Origin of the sequence: Nonlabens sp. YIK11, assembly GCF_001413925.1 — a bacterium.
GTDB lineage: Bacteria > Bacteroidota > Bacteroidia > Flavobacteriales > Flavobacteriaceae > Nonlabens.
In genome coordinates this window covers 3,038,361-3,060,967 of record NZ_LBMJ01000001.1, presented here as the reverse complement: position 1 = coordinate 3,060,967, position 22,607 = coordinate 3,038,361, and the positions used below count along the sequence as shown (strand labels likewise).

Annotated in this window: 11 protein-coding genes and 1 other RNA gene; 1 reads left to right on the top strand and 11 read right to left on the bottom strand. The window is 38.4% G+C overall.

The features are described from left to right. Positions 1-36 precede the first annotated feature (36 nt). The 11 genes from AAU57_RS13920 to ssrA all read right to left on the bottom strand — a co-directional run bounded on the left by AAU57_RS13920 (position 37) and on the right by ssrA (position 21,145). Positions 37-2,082 (bottom strand): T9SS type A sorting domain-containing protein, encoded by a 2,046-nt coding sequence (locus tag AAU57_RS13920; RefSeq protein WP_082438639.1) that lies wholly within the window; start codon positions 2,080-2,082, stop codon positions 37-39. 66 nt (positions 2,083-2,148) lie between these two features. Next, a complete protein-coding gene (locus tag AAU57_RS13915; protein WP_156340222.1) occupies positions 2,149-4,170 on the bottom strand; it encodes a hypothetical protein in 2,022 nt (673 codons plus the stop codon). A gap of 17 nt (positions 4,171-4,187) precedes the next feature. Further along, positions 4,188-5,873, bottom strand: coding sequence for a T9SS type A sorting domain-containing protein (locus AAU57_RS13910; protein ID WP_055413492.1), 1,686 nt, complete (start codon positions 5,871-5,873; stop codon positions 4,188-4,190). A gap of 52 nt (positions 5,874-5,925) precedes the next feature. After that, positions 5,926-6,108, bottom strand: coding sequence for a hypothetical protein (locus AAU57_RS15135; RefSeq protein ID WP_156340219.1), 183 nt, complete (start codon positions 6,106-6,108; stop codon positions 5,926-5,928). A gap of 45 nt (positions 6,109-6,153) precedes the next feature. After that, positions 6,154-8,967: a T9SS type A sorting domain-containing protein gene (locus tag AAU57_RS13905; protein WP_055413491.1), complete on the bottom strand. Its 2,814-nt coding sequence runs from the start codon at positions 8,965-8,967 to the stop codon at positions 6,154-6,156. A gap of 6 nt (positions 8,968-8,973) precedes the next feature. Next, complete coding sequence (gene bglX, locus AAU57_RS13900; RefSeq protein ID WP_055413490.1) at positions 8,974-11,235, bottom strand: beta-glucosidase BglX; 2,262 nt, start codon at positions 11,233-11,235, stop codon at positions 8,974-8,976. 6 nt (positions 11,236-11,241) lie between these two features. Then, positions 11,242-12,579, bottom strand: coding sequence for a glucoamylase family protein (locus AAU57_RS13895; RefSeq protein ID WP_082438677.1), 1,338 nt, complete (start codon positions 12,577-12,579; stop codon positions 11,242-11,244). A 40-nt stretch (positions 12,580-12,619) separates the two neighbouring features. After that, positions 12,620-14,059, bottom strand: coding sequence for a RagB/SusD family nutrient uptake outer membrane protein (locus AAU57_RS13890; protein WP_055413488.1), 1,440 nt, complete (start codon positions 14,057-14,059; stop codon positions 12,620-12,622). A gap of 11 nt (positions 14,060-14,070) precedes the next feature. Beyond that, positions 14,071-17,076, bottom strand: a complete 3,006-nt coding sequence (locus AAU57_RS13885; RefSeq protein ID WP_055413487.1) for a SusC/RagA family TonB-linked outer membrane protein — start codon at positions 17,074-17,076, stop codon at positions 14,071-14,073. A gap of 218 nt (positions 17,077-17,294) precedes the next feature. Further along, positions 17,295-19,958 carry a hypothetical protein gene (locus AAU57_RS13880; protein WP_055413486.1) on the bottom strand — a complete coding sequence of 888 codons (2,664 nt, stop codon included), beginning with the start codon at positions 19,956-19,958 and terminating at the stop codon, positions 17,295-17,297. Positions 19,959-20,746: 788 nt separating this feature from the next. After that, positions 20,747-21,145: a transfer-messenger RNA gene (gene ssrA, locus AAU57_RS14920) on the bottom strand. 216 nt (positions 21,146-21,361) lie between these two features. Here ssrA and AAU57_RS13875 point away from each other — a divergent pair. Next, entirely contained in the window at positions 21,362-22,594 is a 1,233-nt protein-coding gene (locus tag AAU57_RS13875) for an NAD(P)-dependent oxidoreductase (RefSeq protein ID WP_055413485.1), read from the top strand. Positions 22,595-22,607 lie beyond the last annotated feature (13 nt).

Genomic DNA, 22,607 nt, shown 5'->3' with positions numbered 1-22,607 from the left:
GAGACTAAATTCAATTCACCATTTCAAAATAAAATTTTACTCTTTCAGGATTTTGAAAATAGATTTTTTGCCAGCGGCATTCATTTCTATAAAATACATTCCTGAGGAAAGGCTGTCAGGCAGAATGATACTTTCTACTTCTTGTTTTGTGACTATTTTAAAAACTTCACGTCCGTTGATGTCTAACACCTTGATCGAGCCCTCATTATTATTTTTGATACCGGTATGAATCGTTATACTGTGTGTAAATGGGTTGGGATAAGCTTTGAATGACGGAATTGTCTGAGAATCTTTGGAAATTGTTTGCAGTGTATTTTTAGGAGCACTCGCTGCCGTGATTCCGTTGTAGGCAGAGAACCAATATTCCCCTAGATGTTCTGGTAAAGTCGCAAGTCCAAAGAGCATCGTGGAGTAGTCAACGACCTGAATGTAATCGGTACGTTGTGCTGGATTATTTCTCTTATATCTCCACAATACCTTTTTAAATTGATTGCTTGGAATACTGTAAACAGACGGGCCGTTGCCGTTGTCATACAAATTCAAAAGATCATAATAGCTGCCAGGATTCACTGGCATATAACCGCTGATGATATGTGGAGAAACTATATTGTTGGGATTGTCCAATACCTTATCTGCAGAATAACCGCCGTTGGGTACTTCACCTGCACCTAATCCCCATTCATAAGTGTTGGGAGCACCAGTATCTATTGCATATTTCTTATCGGACTCCTTCCAATTATTGAAATAGTTCATATAGTCTGGATTGAACTTGAATGTATTTATGAAGTAATAGCAAAATTGCGGTATGAAGGATGATACAAATCCATTGTTAGCATCTGATAAGGTTTCAAAGCCCCAGTAATTAGGATGTGGTACCGGTGCTGTTACGGGATTTGCAAAATAAGTATTCCAGAAATTTAGCGATCGTTGTTGATCCGCTTGATTGTTTGTAGGCGTATGTAGGGCCAACCAGGAAACCAACATGTATTCATTGAACGGAAGGGTAAACACTGTACCGTTATTTCCTGATTGATCCAAAACCATGGCTATTTGATTGTTGGTTCCAATGGCTTTCGTATAATCCATACCTGTGAGCAGTGCATCTACATTTGCCACAACAGTTGGATTGTTTGCGAAATAATGTTTAGTCATGTAAAGCGCCATGGTAAAAATACCGTTATCCATTGTGCTGTATTCACTTGACCAATTTCCGTCAGGGCCACCATTTACATAATTGAAATATCTAGGAAACATTCCCGCACCATTGGTACGCCCACTGTTTTTAAATTCAATGAGCTTTTGGGTCGTAGTTATGACGCGTTGTGCCGCATTTGCTTCCCAGTTGGCATCGTCCTGCGTTTTTTGATACATGGCGTCCGAAATACACATGGAAATCAAACCTATACCGTTTGCCACGATACTTGCTGGTTTATCGCCTACATTTCCTACATCCACAGCATCAATGTAGATCCCATTTGGTCTTCTAGCTTCTGTGATAAGTCGGTAGCTGTTGTTAAACAGTTCATTCACATAAGTGTGCGGCGTGGGACTGTTTGTAAGTTGAAGATCATCTACGTATACATTAATATTTCTAGATAACCCAACAGGATCTCTAGAATCAGGCATGACGCTTATCTTAGTGTATGTTCCAGATAGATTGCTAAAGTCAAAAACGAGATCCTCCCATTCATTTATTTTTGAAGGTGGACTCATGCTTTGAATTTCTACCGCACCTGCTGATCCACCTTCAAGTTTTACTCTTACCGAAGTCCTTCTTGTTTTGTAAACTTTGAGGTGCAAGAACTTATTACTGTTGAGATTGATATTTCGGTTTGACCAAAACCCGCACCATGGAATTCCATCTTTATCTCTAAATAAACGGCTAACCGTATTGCTGGTATTAATTCCTGATTTAGAAGGGTTTGCAACAACGGAGATAGTACTATTATCGATAGTGCTACCGCTTTTCATGATGTTCATATTCATGGCAGGACCTTCATAATCCTCAATGATCTGTGCATTCAAGTTGCAGTTCATTAAAACCAAAGCTGTCATTAGAATGAGGGAAAGTAGGAGTTTCATATTTTGGTTGTTTAAGGATTAGATAATTAAAATGGCTCATCTACAGTGCAACAGCCATTACTTTATTTACGGTGCTTCAAAGCGTATATCATCCAAGAAATAAATGTCAGCTGTTGACATATTGGTTTCTCCTGCATTTACAAATAGTACCAATGCGTTGTTACCATCGCCAATTGCATCACTAAAATCAAAGCTTAATTCTGTCCATTCCCCTGTCACAGTAATATCTGCAAATACTTCAAGCGGTGTACCGCCCTCCAGTTTTGCTAAAACCGGAACTGGTGCTTGAACGTTAGATAGTATTTTAATTTTCAGTGTGCTATTGGTACTCAAATCGAACGGTCCTTCTAGATCAATGAATAAATTGTCGAAGGGATCTGTCCCATTATCTGTATATCGCCCAACATTGGCACTTCTATTAATGCAATCAATATTAGGGTTGTCCACTACTGGTGCATCGTCAACTGTTGGAACGGCACCCAAATGATAGTTTTGCTGACAGTTGAAATCACTTATGATAGATAGATCCGGAGCGACACCTGTACAATCTTCAGCGACTACACTACAAGGATTTGACTCAAATTGGAGGTTATCGATATAATAAACATCATTTTCAGTTCCATCTTCGGCTCCTGCGTTGAAAAATAGAATCAATGTGTCGTTACCTTCTCCAATGACTGATGAAAAGTCAAAGGTATATTGTACCCATTCATTTATTTCAGTGATATTTGAAGTTACCTCTAGTGGTGTAGTTCCGCCTTCCAGCCTTGCAATTAAAGGTGCTGTTTGAGTTGAGTAAATCATGATCGTGAATAGGGAATTCTCAGATAAGTTTATTGGCATCTCAAGGTCTATTATGAGGTTATCAAAAGCAATTGTTCCATTATCTATATAGGCACCAATAATATCACTTGTATTGATACCGTCAGGATCAATATTATCTACTACAGTAACTAGTGCTGGATTGAGAACATAATTTTGCTGGCATTCAAAATCTGATATGATGGATAAGTCTTGAGTTACTCCTTCACAAGGATCCACAAAGGGCTCAAAACTTAGGTCATCGATTAGATAAGTGTCTGCCATAGTTCCATTGGTGCTGCCTGCGTTGAAGAAGATCACCATCGTATCGTTTCCATTACCTACGGCTTCTGTAAAATCAAAGCTGTATTCTACCCATTGATTGACCCTACTAATGACGTTAGTTCTCTCTATTTCTTGAGAACCACCTTCTAATTTGACAGTTATCGGTCCTGTATTTGTTGAATAAACTTTTAATGTGAATGAGGCATTTTCAGAAAGGTCGATAGAATCATCAAAATTGATTTGAAGGTTATCAAATGCTTCTGTACCATTGTCGATGTATTCACCTACTTGCGTACTTTGATTGATTCCACGAATAAATGGGTTGTCAATAATCTCAACGCTAGTTTGAGCTGGATCTGCACCCAAAAAATAATTCTGTTGGCATTCAAAATCACTGATAATGGAAAGGTCTGCAACCACATCTTCACATGGATCTACTGTTGGGTCGAACTTGATGTCGTCTATTAGGTAAATATCATTTCCATTGTTTTCAATCCCACTATTGAAAACGAGATTGATCTGATCATAGGTTTTATCTCTTTCATCAAGAAGGTCAACCTCATAGGTTACCCATCGATCATTACCTGCGATGATGACATCATAAATTGCCATACCGCTGGGGTCACCAGTTAGTTGTATTTCTAACGTTCCAGTGATACTGGTTTTAACTTTAAAAGTAAAAGTAGCATTGGTTGACAGATCAAGACCACCGTTAAAATCTATGGTCAACGCATCTGTAGCGCTCGAGCCATCAATATATTCTCCAACAAATTTTGAAGTGTTTTCGCCCGTTTCACTAGGATTTCTAATGACTTCAACTCCGTTGATTTCTACGTTGGACTGACATTCAAAGTCTGATACGACAAACGGGTCGATAACCACATTGTCAGACGCACATCTTTCTGTAGTTAATAATTCGTACCTCTCCAACTCTCGCTCACAAGAGAAAAGGGATCCTATAACAAAGGCTAGAAGAAGATGTTTAGATAACGAAGTATTCATTTTAATTTATTTAGTCATTATTGTTTTACAAACTTGATCACAGCCATAGAGGTTGAGTTTTCAAGTTTGATAAAATAGATTCCGGAACTTAGACTAGTCACATCAACTAAATCAGAAGTGTTTTTAGTTTTTCTAATGACCGTTTTTCCTGAAATATTGAGTATCTGGTAACTATCTACTTTTTCTGAAGAGGAGATATTTAATATATCAGTTGTCGGGTTTGGGAATAATTTGATTTGTGAAAGAGTGTTCTGTGCACTGGATGCAGTTGCACTAGTAAACAGTAAATCATCAAGATAGTAGATGTCTGTAGTGGTGCCGTTAGATACTGCTGGATTTACAAATATGGCTAGCTCTGTATTTCCGTTATCTTGAGAAGCGGTAAAATCAAATGTAAACTCTTGCCACTCGTTCACGGCGCTAAAATCTGAGTAGATCTCCTGCTCAGCTGTCCCTCCTTGAAGCTTTGCTAAAATCTGAACGGAGGTAGGAGAGTAGAGCTTGATTGTGAATATTGGATTAATCGATAAGTCTATAGGAGTTCCATAATCAACCACTAAAGCATCAAAACCTTCCGTCCCATTATCTGTATACTCACCTACATACTCACTAGTGTTAATTCCTGTAGGAAATGGGTTTGTGATTTTTACCAAAGCACCAATGATAGGATTAGAAGGTGCAGAGCACTCAAAATTTGTAATTACAGGTTCCTCGCAAGGTGTCGCCTGTTGTGCCGGCTCGTCAAACGCAAGGTCATCAAAGTAATAAATATCGGTTGTAGTGCCGGTCGTTACATTAGGGTTTACAAATAGTACCACTCTAGTATTTCCATCACCAACTGCGGAACTAAAATCGAATGTAAATTCTTGCCATGTATTCACCTCACTAAAATCAGAAAAGATCTGAGGATTGTTTGTGCCACCTTCTAATTTCGCTAAAATTTGCACAGAACTGGTAGTATAGAATTTTAGTTTTAAAACGCTATTGGTGCTAAGGTCAATAGGTGTACCATACTCAATAGAAAGGTTGTCAAATGGAGCTGTTCCATCGTCCGTATATTCTCCAACATTCTCACTTGTGTTGATTCCTCCAGGGAATGAGTTTGCAACGTTGACTAATGCGCCAGTGATCGTGTTAGATGGAGCAGAGCATTCAAAATTTGTAATTACGGGTTCTTCACAGGGTGTACCTTGTCCATCAGGCTCAACAAAGGTCAAATCATCAACGTAATAGATGTCTGTTGTAGTACCTGTCGTAACGTTGGGGTTTATAAACAAAACTACCTTTGTATTGCCATCGCCAACAGCGGCACTAAAGTCAAAGGAAAATTCCTGCCATTCATTAATCACGCTAAAGTCAGAAAAGATCTCTGGTTGAGGAGAACCACCTTCTAGTTTTGCTAAAATTTGAACCGAGCTAGTGGTGTACAGTTTAAGTTTCAAAACGCTATTTGTGGTTAAGTCTATAGGCGTATCATACTCTATAAAAAAGTTGTCGAAGGCAGCCGTTCCATCGTCAGTATATTCTCCCACATTTTCACTCGTATTGATACCGCTGGGAAATGGATTTACCACATTCACAACTGCTCCAGTAATAGGATGAGACGGCTCAGAGCATTCAAAGTCCGTAATTTGAGGGTCGGTACATTGACCATAGCCAGTATAGGCTAACAAGCCTAAACCAATAAGTAATATTTTTTTCATAATTCAATCTATTATATAGAGTTTGATTGCAAGAAGTGAGTTTTTACATCAGCTACTGCTTATTGTTTTTCAATTTTTTGTACCCTAGATAGGAACCTACGGCCATTGCTATACCTATCAAACCATTAATAGGCGCCATAGGGACATCATCGACATTCCCGTCATCGGGAAGGTCTATTTGCGCATATAGGTCTCCGTCAATCATTGTTATTACCAACATTACAAGGGCTACCATTAGGAATCGATTTACACATTTATTGAAGTTCATAGCGGTGTTTTTTTATTGAATGATTATTTTTTGGGAAACAGTAGTTCCGTCTTGTACTATCTCCATGATATACATTCCCTGACTCAGGCTTGAGACATCAATGCTTTGAAGATTACTTGTGTTGCTTAGACTTTGCTGTTGCACTTTTTGCCCCAACGTGTTATAGATTACCAGCTGTGTTTGCGTAGCTTGATCTAGAATAATATTGACGTTACCATTTGTAATCGGGTTTGGAAATATTTTAAATCCAATTGCGAGGTTATTTGTTGTGGATAGTACCGCTTTCGCGAAAGCGATATCAAAGCGATCCTCATTAATACTGGAATCATTTGATGAGTTCACAGAGAATTCTACTAAAGTTTCAGAGTCGTTTTCCAATAAAGTTTTGGAACCCGTAAAATTGTCAATCAGGTAAGTGAAAATCTCTCCCATATTTGCAACGGTTACCTTCATGATGTAATTTGACTTTTGATAGTTGGTGAATGACAAGTCGATGATCTCTTCATCAATGGGAAATGCACGGCTCTGGATGCTCAATTTTTGACCATTTGCCATACTGGCCATATTCTCGCCCAAATTGCTGGCCTTGTATGCATCTGTGGTTTCAACCTCATTACTGTACTGATCTGAAAACCTTATCGCTAGACCGTCTCTAGGTGTTTCGTTATTAGAAAAAGCATTTGCATCAAACAGGCTGACATTTATAATTCCAATAGTACGGTTCGAATTACCACTATCGGGCGCTTCAAATGGTACCGCCACAGGGCTACCAAGTGCCTTGTTAGATTCACTAAAAGTTACAGAAGGCATAGCTGTACCGTCAGTCCCAGGATCCAGAGTATTAATGAATACGCCGCTACCAGCCTGTAGAAATCTCGATGCCTGCGTTGGAGAAGCATCAGTACCAGCGTTGGCACCTAAACTAAAATTCGTAATATCATCGCTTCCATCTGTCGCTGCACCAAATCCTACGGTGACAAATGCTCCCAAGTCACCCAAGGTAGGATCATACACGTGAATGAATTCCTGATTTATTTCAGTAGCGGAATTTAGTACCTGTTCCATATCTACTGGTGCCTGATAAGGGTTTGCCACTAGGGACGAACCGTTACCACCAGCTTGAAAGTCTCCAGTATTAAGTTGAACTCCATTTAAGGTTTGGTCACCAGTAAACAATGTTCCAGTAGATGATAATGTGGTTGCTGTCGGAGTGGCGTTATTGTTGCTCAAATCAATGCTTCGATCTCCTCTTACAAACAATAAATATCCAGTACCATGGTCAAGCGTTGTAGCAGTTGTCATTATTGCTTCATAGTTTGCTGGTGACGCTTGTTCATCAACAGTAAACATAGAGGACTGATTAGTTGCTGTTTGGTCAAAGCCATTTGCCACTCCACCGGTTCCCGTAATATGAGTATCCAGTTGCCAGTTGGTACTTATCGCACCTGCATTTTGTATTGGCGTTGATAACAATCGATACGCTCTATTTGAGGCTGGAATGTAACGCTCTACTGTAATGTTACCATTGAAAGTCGCAGTTGCAGCATTACCTACCGCAGATGTACCATCGATAGTACTTTTTAGAGTGAGATTACCATTACTGTTTATTGTAGCTGCATTAGGAACTAGCGCACCAAAAATATTGGTATCACCATCGCTGGTTAATGACGCTGCAATATTGATTCCTTGGGTGTTAAGGATAGCACCAGTTGAAACAAGGATGTTAGCTGCTAAAAGGTCATTCGTTGTTTCTGCGGCACCGCCTTGAATCAAAACATTATCTAGTGTTGTTGAGATATCTATGCCATTACTAGGTTCGTTAGGAGTCCAAGCGACAGCGTCGTTTTTGTAGCTGTAAACCGTTCTTTCTACCGTTCCAAACTGTAACTCGTCGATATAATAAATATCATTAGGTGTTCCCGTCGTAACATTTGGATTGAAGAACAGAACCAGACGTGTATTTCCCTGGCCTTGAGAAGCACTGAAGTCAAATATGAACTCTTCCCAGGTATTAACTTGACTGAAATCTGAAAATATTTCTTGAGGTGTGCCACCTTCAAGTTTAGCTAAGATCTGAACAGAGCTAGGAGAATAAAACTTGATTTTAAATAGATTATCTTCGGAAAGATCGATGACGCTACCATAATCTATAACCAGGGCGTCAAATCCAGCAGTACCATTATCGGTATACTGTCCTATAGTCGGACTAGTATTGATACCACCTGAGACGGAATTTGCTACTGGTATCAATGCACCATTAATGGTTTGCGTAGCAGGAGAGCATTCAAAATTTGTGATGAACGGTTCCTCACATGGCGTCACTACGGAATCATCAAATAATATATCATCTAAATAGTAAAAATCTGAAGTAGTTCCTGTTGAAACACCTGGATTAATAAAAAATACTACTCTGGTATTTCCACTTCCTTGAGAAGCGGTAAAGTCAAATGAAAATTCTTGCCATGTATTTAACTGGCTGAAATCAGAAAAAATTTCTTGAGGAGTTCCACCTTCCAGCTTGGCTAAAACCTGAACTGAATTCGTTGAGTAGAATTTAAGTTTAAGTATTGGGTTCACAGACAAGTCTATTGCTGCTCCGTAGTCAACTACCAAGGCGTCAAAGCCTTGAGTTCCATCGTCTGTATATCTACCGACATTTGCGCTGCGATTTATATCGTGCGGAAATGGATTTGTTACCGTTACAAGAGCTCCAGTGATAGGGTGAGACGGTGTGGTACATTCAAAATCTGTGATGTCTGGATCAGTACATTGAGCGGACCCAATGTAAGCGCAAATCGCGAAAACAAAAAGTAAAGAATATTTCATAATAGCTTAAGTTTTAGATTTTTTGAATTCAAAATTGAAGGAGTTGGTAAACTCATTGTCAGAATCACCAGCGACGAACAAGTCATAATCGCCTGCTTCATTGACAAATTCCAATTTGTTGTTGTGAAACTTTAGATCTTCTGGTGTGATAGTAAATTCTATTGTTTTGGTTTCCCCTTTTTTCAGGAATATCTTTTCGAAGCCTTTCAACTCCTTGACTGGTCTTGTGATACTGGCAAAACGATCCTTGATATAGAGTTGTACGACCTCTTCACCATCATAGTCACCACTGTTAGTCACCGTTGTTGATATTGTTATAGAATCATCAACAGTCATTGTTTTTGAGGATAATTCTGGCCTACCATAGGTAAACTTTGTATAACTAAGTCCGTAGCCAAAAGGATACATGGGAGAGTTGTCGACATCGATATATTTAGATACATATCTCTCGTGCGCACCTGGAATATCCTGAGGTCTACCTGTGTTCTTCATATTGTAGTAGATAGGAATCTGACCTACGTTTCTTGGGAAAGTCACTGTTAGTTTTCCTGCTGGGTTGTAATCACCGTACAATACATCTGTTACCGCATGGCCACCGCTTGTTCCTGGAAACCAAGCTTCTACAATTGCATCAGCTGCCTCACTTTCATAGCTAAGGTTCAAAGGTCTACCGTTGTACAATACCAGTACTATAGGTGTTTCTGTTTTCTTTATTTCTGCAATGAGTTGCTGTTGGTAGCCTGGCAACAAAAGATTAGTTCTACTTGCGGCCTCACCACTCATTCGCTCTGATTCACCCATTACCATCACTACCACATCCGCCGCTTTTGCGATCTTGATGGCTTCAGTGAAGTCGGGCTGTTCAGAATCTTCTATGTTACACGCTTTCGCGAAAGCGAAATTCTTATTTTGAGCTTCAAACCCTTCTTTGACACTAACTGCAATTCCGTCTCTATCACCTTTTGCTGCCCAATTTCCTATGATGTGGAATTGATCATCTGCAAGTGGGCCTATAAGGGCGATTTTTTGAGAATTTTTCAAAGGCAAGATGTCACCTTCATTTTTAAGCAGAACCATTGACTTTCTTGCTGCGTCTCTGGCAACCTCTAAGTGGTCCTCGTGAAGTATGATTTCTTTTTCCTGTTGCTCGTTAGAGTATTTGTATGGGTCTTCAAAGAGTCCCAATTTGAATTTCAACCTGAGAATGTCTCTTACAGCTTCATCAAGTCTAGAAATTTTGATTTTTCCATCTTCAATGGATTTTTTCATATAATCCTTGAATACACCACCTTGCATATCCATATCGACTCCAGAATTCATTGCAATCTCGCCAGCGTGTTCCAGGGTTTCTGCACTTCCATGGTGAACCATTTCATTAATAGATGTATAGTCTGTAACCACAAAGCCATCAAAATTCCACTCGTCCCTAAGTATATCTTTGAGTAAAAAGCTGTTTCCAGTAGCGGGAACTCCGTTAAGTTCATTGAAGGCTGTCATAAACGTGGCAACATCCTGATCCAAAGCCGCTTTAAAAGGAGGTAAATATGTTTCTCTTAACGTATTCAAAGACATGTCCACCGTATGGTAATCTCGACCGGCTTGCGCGGCACCGTATGCTGCATAATGTTTTGCACAGGCGAGAATAGAGTATCTATCATTGAGATCATCTCCTTGAAATCCTTTTACTCTAGCTCTAGCAATCTTGCTACCAAGAAATGTATCCTCGCCAGCACCTTCTGCAATGCGTCCCCATCTTGCGTCCCTAGCAACATCTATCATAGGAGCAAAAGTCCAGTGCAGACCCTCTGCAGCCGCTTCCTTAGCGGCTATTTGAGCTGTTTTTTCCATCAATTCAAGATCCCAACTGGAAGCTTCACCCATTGGTATGGGAAAAATAGTTTTGTACCCGTGGATGACATCGTAACCAAAAATTAAAGGGATTCCCAAGCGTGTTTCCTCTACCGCTACCTTTTGCAATTCTCTGGTAAATGCGGAGCCCGTAGCATTAAAAATGGCGCCTATTTCTCCGTTTTTGAGATAGTTGACATAATTGGGATCCATGATGGGACCTGTTTGGTCTTCTATACTAGAGTACAATACGGTTTGCCCAATTTTCTCATCTAATGTCATGATGGATAGTAGTGAGTCGATTTTTGTTTCAATCTCACTATCACTTGGTGGATAATATGAAGTATTGCGATGTTTCTCAAAACTGCTGGAGAGCAATATTGCCAGAACTAAAACTGATATGTAGGTAGCTTTTTTCATCATTCCTTAATAAATAAATCCTAATACGTCTAGTCCTTTCTGAACTTGTTCATCCTGCATGAATAAATTCCATAACAATTGAGTTCTATGGTTTTCAATCATGGCTACAATGGGTCCTTGATCAATCGCTAAATAGCCATCGTCGAAATAGTTGAACTCTTCACTAAAGGCATCATAAAAGCCATACTGACCCCATAAACGATCGTTGAGGTTGTAATAGAAATATTCCATTGCTGCCATAGATTTGTCTGGTGTATAAGGAAAAGATGATAATGCTGCAGTAGGAGTGATGACTCCTATGTCATTTAATGGATCATGTACCGCATAACCGTTGTAGTCATTGCTCGCGGTTAAGCCCCAACTATCACCACCATAACCCAAAAAGTCCTTTGGATTGTTGCGACAATATTCATAGTTAATTAATGAATGGGCGATGTTCTGCTCTAAATAGTTTGCATACTGATCAGATAGATTACGTGGATCCAAGCCTATGAAAGAGTAGTGAGAATAGAATAATGGTCCTCCAAAATCAACTCCCAAAGGCAACATTGTCCCAACGTAAGTGTTACCGTTGACCATCTGACCATTTCTAGCCCAGCCATTTTCATAAGTTTCTCTGGTGATAGGGAAAGTATTTGATCCAGCTGCAAGTACGTAAACCAATAAAGCTTCATTCCATCCTTGAATTTGTAAATCAATGGCAAACTCGTTATCAGGAGACCAGTGCCAAGTCAATACGTTTTGTCCTCTTTCAAAGAAACTCCATTCCACATTGTCATATAAGGCGGTGATGCGGTTTCTTATGTCTAGCTCTTCAGGGTCGTTCACGGACATATATTGCTTATAGATGAGAAGTCCTTCCAAAAGAAACGCTGTTTCAACGATATCTGCTCCATCATCAAGCGGACTGAAATCTCTCGTGACTCCAGAATCTCCCAAATACCAATGCGAAAATGCACCGTGATACGTCTCACAATTTTCTAAGAAATTGAGGATTTTTTGCATTCTTTCTATAGATTCTGATCTCGTGATCCATCCACGTTCCACTGCTGCCGGAAAGGATGCTATACCAAATCCTGAACCACCGGTAGTCACAACACGAGCTCCATCGCCGCCTATAGCATTGTCTTTTGACGTCTCTCTAGCAAGACCACTGTTAGATTCAGCAAATTCCCAGAAGTAATTAAACGTTCTTTCTTGAACAAGGTCCATCAAAGCTTCTGAAGAAATTCGTTCTACAGTTGGCTGTTCTATGAATCCAACATCTGGTGGTGGTGCGGTGATGTCCTCATTCGTACAATTGGTAGTAAGAAATGCTGTAATGGTAAAAAGGGCGAACTTCATTGCTTTTATGCTTTCTGAGTATATTCTCATTGTTCTATTATTAGTAATTAGGGTTTTGAATAAGCGCTCCACCACTTAAATCAATTTGTTCTTGAGGTATAGGAAACACCTCATGTTTTCCAGCTACAAAAGGAATTCCTTTGGAATTCAACACTGCTTCGGCACGACCTTGTCTTACCAGGTCAAAATATCTATCATGTTCAAACGCTAGTTCTAACCTTCTTTCTTCCCAAACTCCCATCGTGCTAACATCGCTGGCAGGATCAAGACCGGCACGTCGTCTAACTCGATTGAGTGGTGTGGCAACATCACCACCTAATATCGATTTTGCCTCGGCATTCATTAATAGAACCTCGGCAAATCTTAAGAGTCTTACATTTTTACCGGTAAATTCTGATTCTGTCAGAATGCTGGAGTATGCTTTCTGATTATAGCGTGGATTAGGAACATTGGGACTGATGACTCTACCGTCAAACAATGTTTCTCCAGCAAGAATGAAAGTGGCATCTTGTCTTAGATCATCTGGACTATAGGCATCTGCTAAATCTTGTGAAGGAGTGTTAAAGCCCCAACCCCAGCCACTCTCGCCTCGTACACCTTGGATGGTACTATACTTGTCCACTCCGGCAGCAGGATCAGTACCTCTAGCTTGAATTTCAAATATGGATTCCATATTATTTTCTGATATCTCTTTCCATATATCTTCATAATTAGGAGTAAGATCGTATTCTCCAGAATTGATTACTTGATCAGTAAGGGTTAAGACCTCAGGCCATTTGGATTGATACATACTTACTTTTGCTAGCAAAGTTTGCGCAGCTCCTCTAGTGGCCCTTCCAAGTTCTGAAGCAGGATATTCACTTTTTGCTGGTAGGTTTTCAATTGCAAACTGCAAATCGTTTTCAATAAATGCGTAACATTCTTCTTTGGTTTTTCTAGATAAAATATCTGCGGTGATCTCATCTTGAGAAGTAATATTAGATATGATAGGTACACCGCCGTAAACCTGAACCAATCTGAAATAGAACAATGCTCTTAAGAAACGGGCTTCACCAATAAGTCTATTTTGTAAAGTTTCTTCCATTTCGAATTGAGAGATCCTCGAAATTGCTTGATTAGCACGCTGGATTCCTGCATAGTGACCACTCCACACTTCAGCTACTGAAATGATAGTTGGAGTTATATTAAGTGCGTCCAATAAATTCTTGTCGGCTCCAGTATCTCCTGGAATGCTTCCTTTATCTGCGTCATCAGATGCTATACTGGAAATTCCTGTCCATCCAAATGAACTCATTTCCCAGCGCAACAAACTGTTGTAAACCGCATTTACTAACTCTGGAGCTCTTTCCGCAGTTAAAGCGTCTTCGGTTTCCTGATTAGATTCCACTTCAATGAAATCTTCCGAGCAGGAGAATAAAAATAGTCCGCATACCAAAGATGCCAGATAGATTCGTTTTGTTATTTTAAAAGTGTTTTTCATAGCAATTTGATTTAAAACGAAGTATTCAATCCAATGTAAAATGATCGTAGGGTAGGGTAAGCATCTAATTCAATTCCGGCATTTCCTAGAGGGGCTCCCGGTAATTCAGGAGTAAATCCAGAAAACTTTTGGAATATAAATGGGTTTTTAGCAGTAGCGTAAACTCTTAGGTTGCTCAAGAAAAAATCTTCTTTCAATGGCAGGGTGTAACCTACTGTTATATTATTTATTCTCAAGAAATCTCCATCTTCTAGGTAATAAGTCGACGATAAAGGAACATCGTTGAATGCTCTAGGCGTCGTGTTGCTGGGACGACCATTCGTATAACGACTGTTGAAATTGATGGATTCAATATTTTCATTTCCAAAACGCTGAGCTTTCTTACCGTTGTAGATTTTATTACCAACATTGAAATAGGTATCGACTGTAAAGTCGAAGCTTTTATACTTAGCACCAAGATTTACTCCACCGTAAAACTTAGGTAGATAAGAGCCGAAATATGCTCGGTCACTTTCATCTACAACACCATCTTCATTGAGATCTTTATAAACTAGGTCTCCATTATCATCTATTCCGGCTACATCGTATAAATAGAAGCTACCTAAAGGTTGACCTACAGTTATCTTCTTAGTATACTGGCCATTGTTGATAAAACCACCTAATTGTTCTAAGAAAAACGGATTAGTGACTTTCGTGATTTCATTTTCGTTGTAAGAAGTATTAATACCTATAGAGTATGATAAATCATTGGTTATTTCATCTTTCCAATTCACGGCTAGCTCAATACCTTGGTTTTGTATTTGACCAACGCTAGCGTTGAATGGATCTAATCCAAGAAGACTAGGTAAATCTATTTGTAGAATAGCATTTCTATTAAGTCGTTGATAAACATCTAGCTCACCAGATAATCTGTAGTCAAAAAGGGAAAATTCTACCCCAAAATTGTACTCCTCGGTGGTTTCCCATGTGAGATCTTCTTGAATTGTTCCCGTAATGGTTATTCCCTGCTGCAGTTCTTGATTTTGACCAAAAGGGTAGAAACCAGCAGCACCAGTGGTAGCGGCAAGGACATTCAACGGAACATTTTGATTACCCAATTCACCATAGCTTGCTCTCAATTTTAGAATATCAAAACTTGTTTCATCCATGAAATCCTCTTGGGTTAGAACCCAACCTGCACTCACTGCAAAGAAGTTTCCATACTGCTGACCTTTTTGAAATTTGCTAGAGCCATCTCTTCTAAAGGATCCTCCAAAAAGATATTTGTCATCATAATCATAGTTGATACGAGCTATGTACGAGTACAATCTGTCTCTTACACTTAGCGCGCCAGAGTTTAGCTGCGTTTCATCTTCATCACCAGTATTTAGATTGAAATTTAAATTTGAATCCAGAGGAACATTATTTCTAGTAGCTGTTAAAAATTCGCTACCATTTTCCTCTGAGGTGATACCTAAGGTTGCATTAATGGTATGCACATCATTAAATGTTTTGTCGTAAGTGAAATAGTTATCTAAAAACCATCTGTAGGTGTTAGTGTGAGTTACTGTAAGTCTAGTGTTAGCTGGATTTTCTAATTCACCTTCAAAACTACTTACCGTATTAAATGGGTTCTGAGCTAAAAAATTACCAAGTCTGTTTCTAAAGGAATAAAATCTACCATACTCTGTTTCTATAGAAAACCTTGAAGTAAATGTCAAGTCTTCAAGAATGTCGTAGTCAATTTTAAATGCTCCTTGTAGCTTAAAAAATTTATTTTTGTCTTCTTTAAATTCATTACTGGCATCTATAGCTGGATTAGCAACATTATTGATGTTAATAGATGACCCGAAATCTCCGTTTTCATCTCTTATCGGTATAATTGGAGCTTGTTTGTATGCAGAGGTAAACAGAGCATAATTCTGAGGAGTACCAGTAGCTAGCTGAGAGCTAAAGTTGTGAGAGAACCTTAATTTCTCCGTTAACTTGTACTCAATGTTACTTCTTACTGTAAGACGATTGAATTGATCATTTAGTAAAACGCCGCGCTCTTCATTGAAACTTGCACTGAAGAAAGCATTTAAATTTTCGGAACCTCCAGAAGCAGAGAGGTTGAAATTATTAACCAGGCCAATTTGTGTGATCGCTTCCAACCAGTTGGTATCATATTGCTGATCTGTTGGTATAAAACCTAAAGTGCTATTATCGTTAGTAGGGTCGTTATCGGTTAAGTAGGTTCTACGCAAGGCTTCATTGCTATAGATAACATATTCAGATGCATTTGCAAGTTCAACACGGGTAAGTATATCTCTGAATCCAGTGTACGCATCTAGATTGACTCTCATCTCGCCTGTTTTACCTCTTTTAGTAGTAACAATCACTACTCCATTGGCACCTCTATTTCCATAAATAGCTAGTGATGCAGCATCTTTCAAGATATTGACGGATTCAATGTCTGACGAGTTGATGTTATTAATGTTGTCAGTTAGGATACCATCAACAACATACAAGGGGTCTCTTCCACCTTGCACGGTTCCTAATCCTCTTATGATTATTGTAGATGCTTGACCAGGAGCGTCAGAAGCAATGATGTTAACTCCAGCAGCTTTACCCTGCAAAGCTTGAGTCACATTTAAAACTGGTTCTTTAGCAACTTCTTCTCCTTCAACTCTTGATACAGAGCTGGTGAGGATTGCCTTCTTTTGTTTACCATAACCTACTATAACAATTTCCTCTAGAGAGTTCACATCGGTCTCTAGTACGATACTATAATCATTTCGATCATCAACGATAAATTCTTGAGTTACATACCCTAGGTAGCTTACACTAATTACATCACCTTCTTCAGCTTGTAGGTTAAACTCTCCGTCAAAATCTGTTTGAGCACCAGTGTTTTTTGATTGAATGAAAACTGTCGCTCCTAGAATAGGAGTATTTGTATTATCGAAAACCTTTCCAGAAATAGTTTTTTGGGCTAAAACAAGTTGACCAAAGAACAGAAAGATTATAGCGGTAAAAAATTTAGCTTGAATACTCATAAATTACTCTTATAAACTATTAGGTATTAAGGTGTTATACCAGTGTACCCAAATTTAAAAGAATCATTATGGATGTAGTTGTATTCAGAGATCATGAAACCACAATCACGTGTAAGTGACTGATATAAAGAGCGATAAAATTTTCGTAAAAATAAAATTTAACACTTTGATGTACTGATGATGTGGTAATATTTAGAGCCAATATTGCTGATATCCTATTATAATTGCGTCAAAAATTCATTAAAATTAATATCAGTATCCAGATCTAGCTTTTTTCTCAGGCGATAACGTTGTAGTTCCACACTTCTTTTAGTTATTCCCAATAAAGGAGCAATTTCTTTTGAAGTAAGACCAATTTTGATATATGCACAAAGCTTTTGATCTTTCGAAGTTAGTTTTGGAAACCTGCGGGATAGGTTGTTGAAAAAGTCCTCGTTTAAGGAATTAAATTTCGATTCAAACAGCTGCCAGTCATTTTTACTATCCAGTTGTTCACCAGTTCTTTTTAAAATATTGCTAGTTCTTATCTTGTTTGGTGAACTCTCCTGCAGCTTTCTTAACTCATTGCGTAAGGTGATGATCGCCTCATTTTTTCTTACAATAGTTGCTGTACGATTAATGAGTTCCTTTTGTCTGGATTCTACTTGCCTAATTAAATTATCCTTTTCGATTTGCTCAATTTCCTGCTTAGCACGCTTCATTAAATCATCTTGAGCCTTTTCGTGCGCTTTGGTCGCTTTGATCTTTTGGTATCGTCCAGCAGCAAATAGTAGTCCCAAGAAAAAGGTTATATATATAATACTCATCCACCAGCTTAAATACCATGGCGGTGAAACATAAATGCTTATAACTTTTTTTAGACTCATATCTCCATTATCTATAATCGATAACTGATAATTTCCGCTTTGAAGATTTCGCAAAACAAAGCCTCCGTCGACTATCACTTCTGATTGTTTCATTTCACCTCTAAGCCTATAAGTAAGGTTATGATCAAAACTACCAAGAGAATAAACTTTAAATGAAACAGATCGACCTTCTTGATAGCTTAATTCCAGTTCATCATCATTCAAGTCAATTCTATTTCCATTTGACAGAATATTTTTAATGATCAATTCGTGATTGTTATCTTGCCTCCGTTTAGAGGTATTTATCAATGCAAAACCGTCCTTCAGGTTGATGATAGCTTCATTTTCATTCTTCGATATTATCTTGGTGTAACCATCTACCAGCTTTGCAATTAATTCTTGATTATAGAACCTTATAGATTCATTAGTATCTTGTTCCAAATAACTAATTCTGGAATCATCTTGATTTAAGAACCAAAGTTTTTTCTGATCCTGACCTATCAGTAGATTATTTTTATAATTTTCAGTAGTTATAAATTTTTGGTTTTCTTCTTGGTAGGCATACCAAATACCATCTATGATGAAATACGGCTGTTTTTTAATTTTGACAATATCTACATTATTATTTGCCACAAGTTCTTTCTCTTGAAAACTATTTACCATTTTTATCCTCTTTTGAACTGGATCAAAAGTGATTTTAAATAAATTTTTAAAGTTATCAGTAGCCCAGATCAGCTCGCTGTTTTCAACTACGATATTGTCGATAGGGACATCAAGTCCAGATAATTTGGATATGGAATATATATTATTTTGATTGCTTAAAATACCTATACCGGAGTAGGTGGAAATAAGAAAATCATTGGAATTAGGAATGGCTACATAATCGTAAACACCACTGTAAGAACCTTCGATTAAATCTAATTTTTCACCATTAAGGATAAAAGCTCCTCTATTGTGACCAAAAAATAGTTGACCATTAGATTGATGAATGCCCCAGCAATGACCTTCCGAATTTTCTAGTAGATTCAATTGGTTGTTTTCAAAGGTGTAGACCCCTGTATTGCTCGCGAGATAATATTTATTTTTAAAAAATGCTATGTCATAAACAGTACCTAGAACACCAGAGTCATCGCTGTAAAATGTTATTTCACCATCAATTGCAACACGGCTCACACCATTATCAAGAGCAAGCCATAACTCGCCTTCATGAACTTTTATATCTAGTATAGTGTTATTACGAATGCCTGCTTGTCGATTAATAACTTTTACCTTTTGGCTACCAATGTCGTAAACAAGTACTCCATTTTTAATCGTGCCAAAAGCAATGGTGTTGGAGCCGACAAATTCAACCTTGTTAATGATGTCATCTTTCAGCATTTGGTTTAAAGAATTTGACAAATTAATGAGATTTCCATTCTTAATTAGAAAACCGCCTTTGTTTAAATCATAGATAAATATTTGATCCTCATAAGTTTTAAGGTTATTGATAGCCGTCAATCCTTTCAATTCTTCGTATTCATTGAAAGAGCTGATTTGATAACCGTCAAATTGATACAGTCCTTGTGAAAGGCTACTATAGAGTAGTTTGTCATTAAATATTGCCAAACTTGATATGTCCAATGAGTTAGCAATTAGAGCGATGGTGGATCCATTATAAGAATAGATAGAACCAAATGACCTAAAATAAACCACACCGTTATGCTCAATTATTTGCCAAAATTCTTCACTTTGAAGAGGTGTGTTTTTTGGAAATTTTGATGATAGAGAGTGGTATTTTAGTTCACCATCACTTTCTGTTTTCCAGTATCCGAACTCTTCATAAGATCCAGTATAAATACGATCGTCTACACAAAGTACAGATCGCACTATCATCTTTTTAGGTATAGGGTGCATAGACCATGATTGACCATCGAATCTGGACAACCCTGAATTATTAGCAATTGAAATTATTTGAGATGCATCGACATCAATGCTCCAGTTTTGACTACTGCCGTAGGAATAATTAGTTATTTCAGGATACAGCTTTTGAGATTGCATGCAGGTACTCGCGCTCAAGAATAAAATAAGGAATAGAAACTTTGGCATTCTAGGCAACTTTTTCTGAAATAACCTTTCGGCAGATATATTAGGGTACGTAAACTTAGTATAATTTTAATGGTCATTGAAAAATCGGTTGCCTCAAATCTACTTCATTAATATCCCTAATTTTGACCAATGGTTCTTCGATATTAACGAAATGCCTCTTCTTTAAACATCATTTTTTTCGTGTCTAGAATAGGGATCAATTCAAAAACATTAGTAGGCTACCTTTTAAATCTAACGAAGATAAAATCAACATGGAACTAGTAGTTTTTGCACTTCCTTCATGATGTTTTGATTTTAAATAGGAATAAAGTGTTATACGAAGAATGCGTGGCATTTATCCTGTATTTTACCCATAAGCAACTTCGTTCTAAGCATATAAACCTTTAATCTGTTTACAATCCATGATATCAATAAACATTTTTTGAAAACACGTATATTACAGAACTAACCTTGTGGTTGCTTGGATTGTTTGATTTGTTGTAGGCTAAATCAAATTTGACTTGATTTATTAAAATTCCGCATATAAATTTAGGCTTTACAATTCACCTAGAAGCAGAATGTTATACTATTGAAGCTATTTACAGATTGGTTTTCCAAATTCTGCATAAAAGTGCGATTCCATATTGATGATTTGATATCGATTCCATAATATAGTCTAAAGAATATTTAGGCAAATTATCGGCAAGAAGTTTAAATAAAAAACCACATAAAACTGAAATTCTGTCATATGTGGTTTAGTGCTGTGGAGTCGGGCGGATTCGAACCGCCGTCCAAACGAGCGACTTCATCGCTTTCTACATGTTTAGTCATCATTTAATTTCAGTCGATGCACCGGTCGATAACTACCAAAGCACCGCTTGTCTTCGCTTAAGTGTCTCCTCAACATCAAAGCCCTGATGAGGATAGGTCTATTTTTACGAATTCTCTAGATCAAGTGCCATAAACCAAGGCCTTTGAGAGAATTCCTGCTTGCTCACCTTGTGAGCCGAGGCATTATCCTACTATGATTCGGATTATGCAGCTAGGGCGTAGTTATTCTCGCCGTTTAAAAAAGATGAATCATGAGATTTAAGAGCTATGGCCCAGCGCTCTACATGCTTACGATCAACCCAGTCTCGCTGTCAAAACCAGTCGACCCCATTTTACTCATCAAAATTTGATCAGCAATCCCAAAGCAATCTCTCGATTTGGGTTGACAAAAGTAACCTAATATCAACGATTTTGTGTAAAAACCATGCCAAAACGCCTATCATACACATGCCTCGCTACATCTATATAAAACCTGCATTTAAAAGTTTCCAGTTTCCATCACAGGGCTTCATTTAGTATCTTTCGGCAATACAAAATCGTCTATTATGAAGTTCGCATTGATTCAGGAACGCAAGAGTCCACCAGATAGAAGAGTGGTGTTGTCGCCTGTTCAAGCGGCTGTTTTTAAAGACGCTTTCGCGAAAGCGGAACTTGTAGCAGAGTCCTCTGCAATTAGAATATTCAACGATGCCGCCTACATGGCAAAAGGCATTGAAGTAGTTACCGATGTCACAGATGCAGACGTTCTGTTAGGCGTTAAAGAAGTGCCTATCGACGGGTTGATTGCTGGAAAGAAATACTTTTTTTTCTCTCATACCATAAAGAAGCAACCCTATAATAGAGACTTGTTGCGGGCAATTTTAGACAAGAAAATCGAGCTGTACGATCACGAGACTATTGTGGATGAGAACAACAATAGGCTGATAGGTTTTGGTAGATATGCTGGACTGGTAGGCGCTTACAATGCTTTTAGAGCATTGGGATTGCGAGATGGATTGTTTGAAATGCCCAAGGTGAATGACCTGGCAGATTTTGATGAGGTAAAGACAGAACTTAATAAAATCAAGAATCAGTTGCCGCCTATCAATATCGTAATCACGGGAAGCGGTAAGGTCGCTGGTGGTATTTTGGAAATACTGGAGATTCTTGAAATCAAACAATTGTTGCCCAAAGAATTTCTACAATTGGGACAGTTTCAAAACAATCAGATCGTTTTTACGCAGCTTGACGTAGAAGATTATTATACTAGAAAAGATGGCTTTAAACCTACAAAAACCGAATGCTACAATACTCCAGAATTACTGGAGTCTGATTTTATGAAGTTTGCAGCTGTAGGCGGCATGTTGATCACGGGTCATTTTTACGGTGACGGCGCACCCTATTTTTTCACGAGAGAAGACATGAAGTCTCCAGATTTCAATATCTCAATGGTGGCAGATGTAAGTTGCGATATTGATGGGCCTATTGCATGCACGCTGCGAGCATCTACGATTGAAGATCCCATCTATGGATATGATCCTGCTACAGAGACTGAAGTTCCTTTTAAAACAAAGAACTCCATAACGGTTATGGCTGTAGACAACTTGCCCTGTGAGTTGCCCAAGGATGCTAGCGAAGGTTTTGGTGACATGTTTATCGATCGAGTCTTACCAGCATTTTTCAATAACGACGCTGACGGTATCCTGGAACGCGCCAGAATGACAACCCATGATGGAAAATTGACTCATAGGTTTGAATATTTAGAAGATTACGTATACGAGCCGAAGACAAAGTTTTAGGACCATGTTTCAT

Coding starts and splice junctions, on each gene's coding strand:
- AAU57_RS13895 (WP_082438677.1), bottom strand. CDS start 12,579: ATGAAGTTCGCCCTTTTTACCATTACAGCATTTCTTACTACCAATTGT.
- AAU57_RS13920 (WP_082438639.1), bottom strand. CDS start 2,082: ATGAAACTCCTACTTTCCCTCATTCTAATGACAGCTTTGGTTTTAATG.
- bglX (WP_055413490.1), bottom strand. CDS start 11,235: ATGAAAAAAGCTACCTACATATCAGTTTTAGTTCTGGCAATATTGCTC.
- AAU57_RS13880 (WP_055413486.1), bottom strand. CDS start 19,958: ATGCAATCTCAAAAGCTGTATCCTGAAATAACTAATTATTCCTACGGC.
- AAU57_RS13915 (WP_156340222.1), bottom strand. CDS start 4,170: ATGAATACTTCGTTATCTAAACATCTTCTTCTAGCCTTTGTTATAGGA.
- AAU57_RS13905 (WP_055413491.1), bottom strand. CDS start 8,967: ATGAAATATTCTTTACTTTTTGTTTTCGCGATTTGCGCTTACATTGGG.
- AAU57_RS15135 (WP_156340219.1), bottom strand. CDS start 6,108: ATGGTAGCCCTTGTAATGTTGGTAATAACAATGATTGACGGAGACCTA.
- AAU57_RS13875 (WP_055413485.1), top strand. CDS start 21,362: ATGAAGTTCGCATTGATTCAGGAACGCAAGAGTCCACCAGATAGAAGA.
- AAU57_RS13885 (WP_055413487.1), bottom strand. CDS start 17,076: ATGAGTATTCAAGCTAAATTTTTTACCGCTATAATCTTTCTGTTCTTT.
- AAU57_RS13910 (WP_055413492.1), bottom strand. CDS start 5,873: ATGAAAAAAATATTACTTATTGGTTTAGGCTTGTTAGCCTATACTGGC.
- AAU57_RS13890 (WP_055413488.1), bottom strand. CDS start 14,059: ATGAAAAACACTTTTAAAATAACAAAACGAATCTATCTGGCATCTTTG.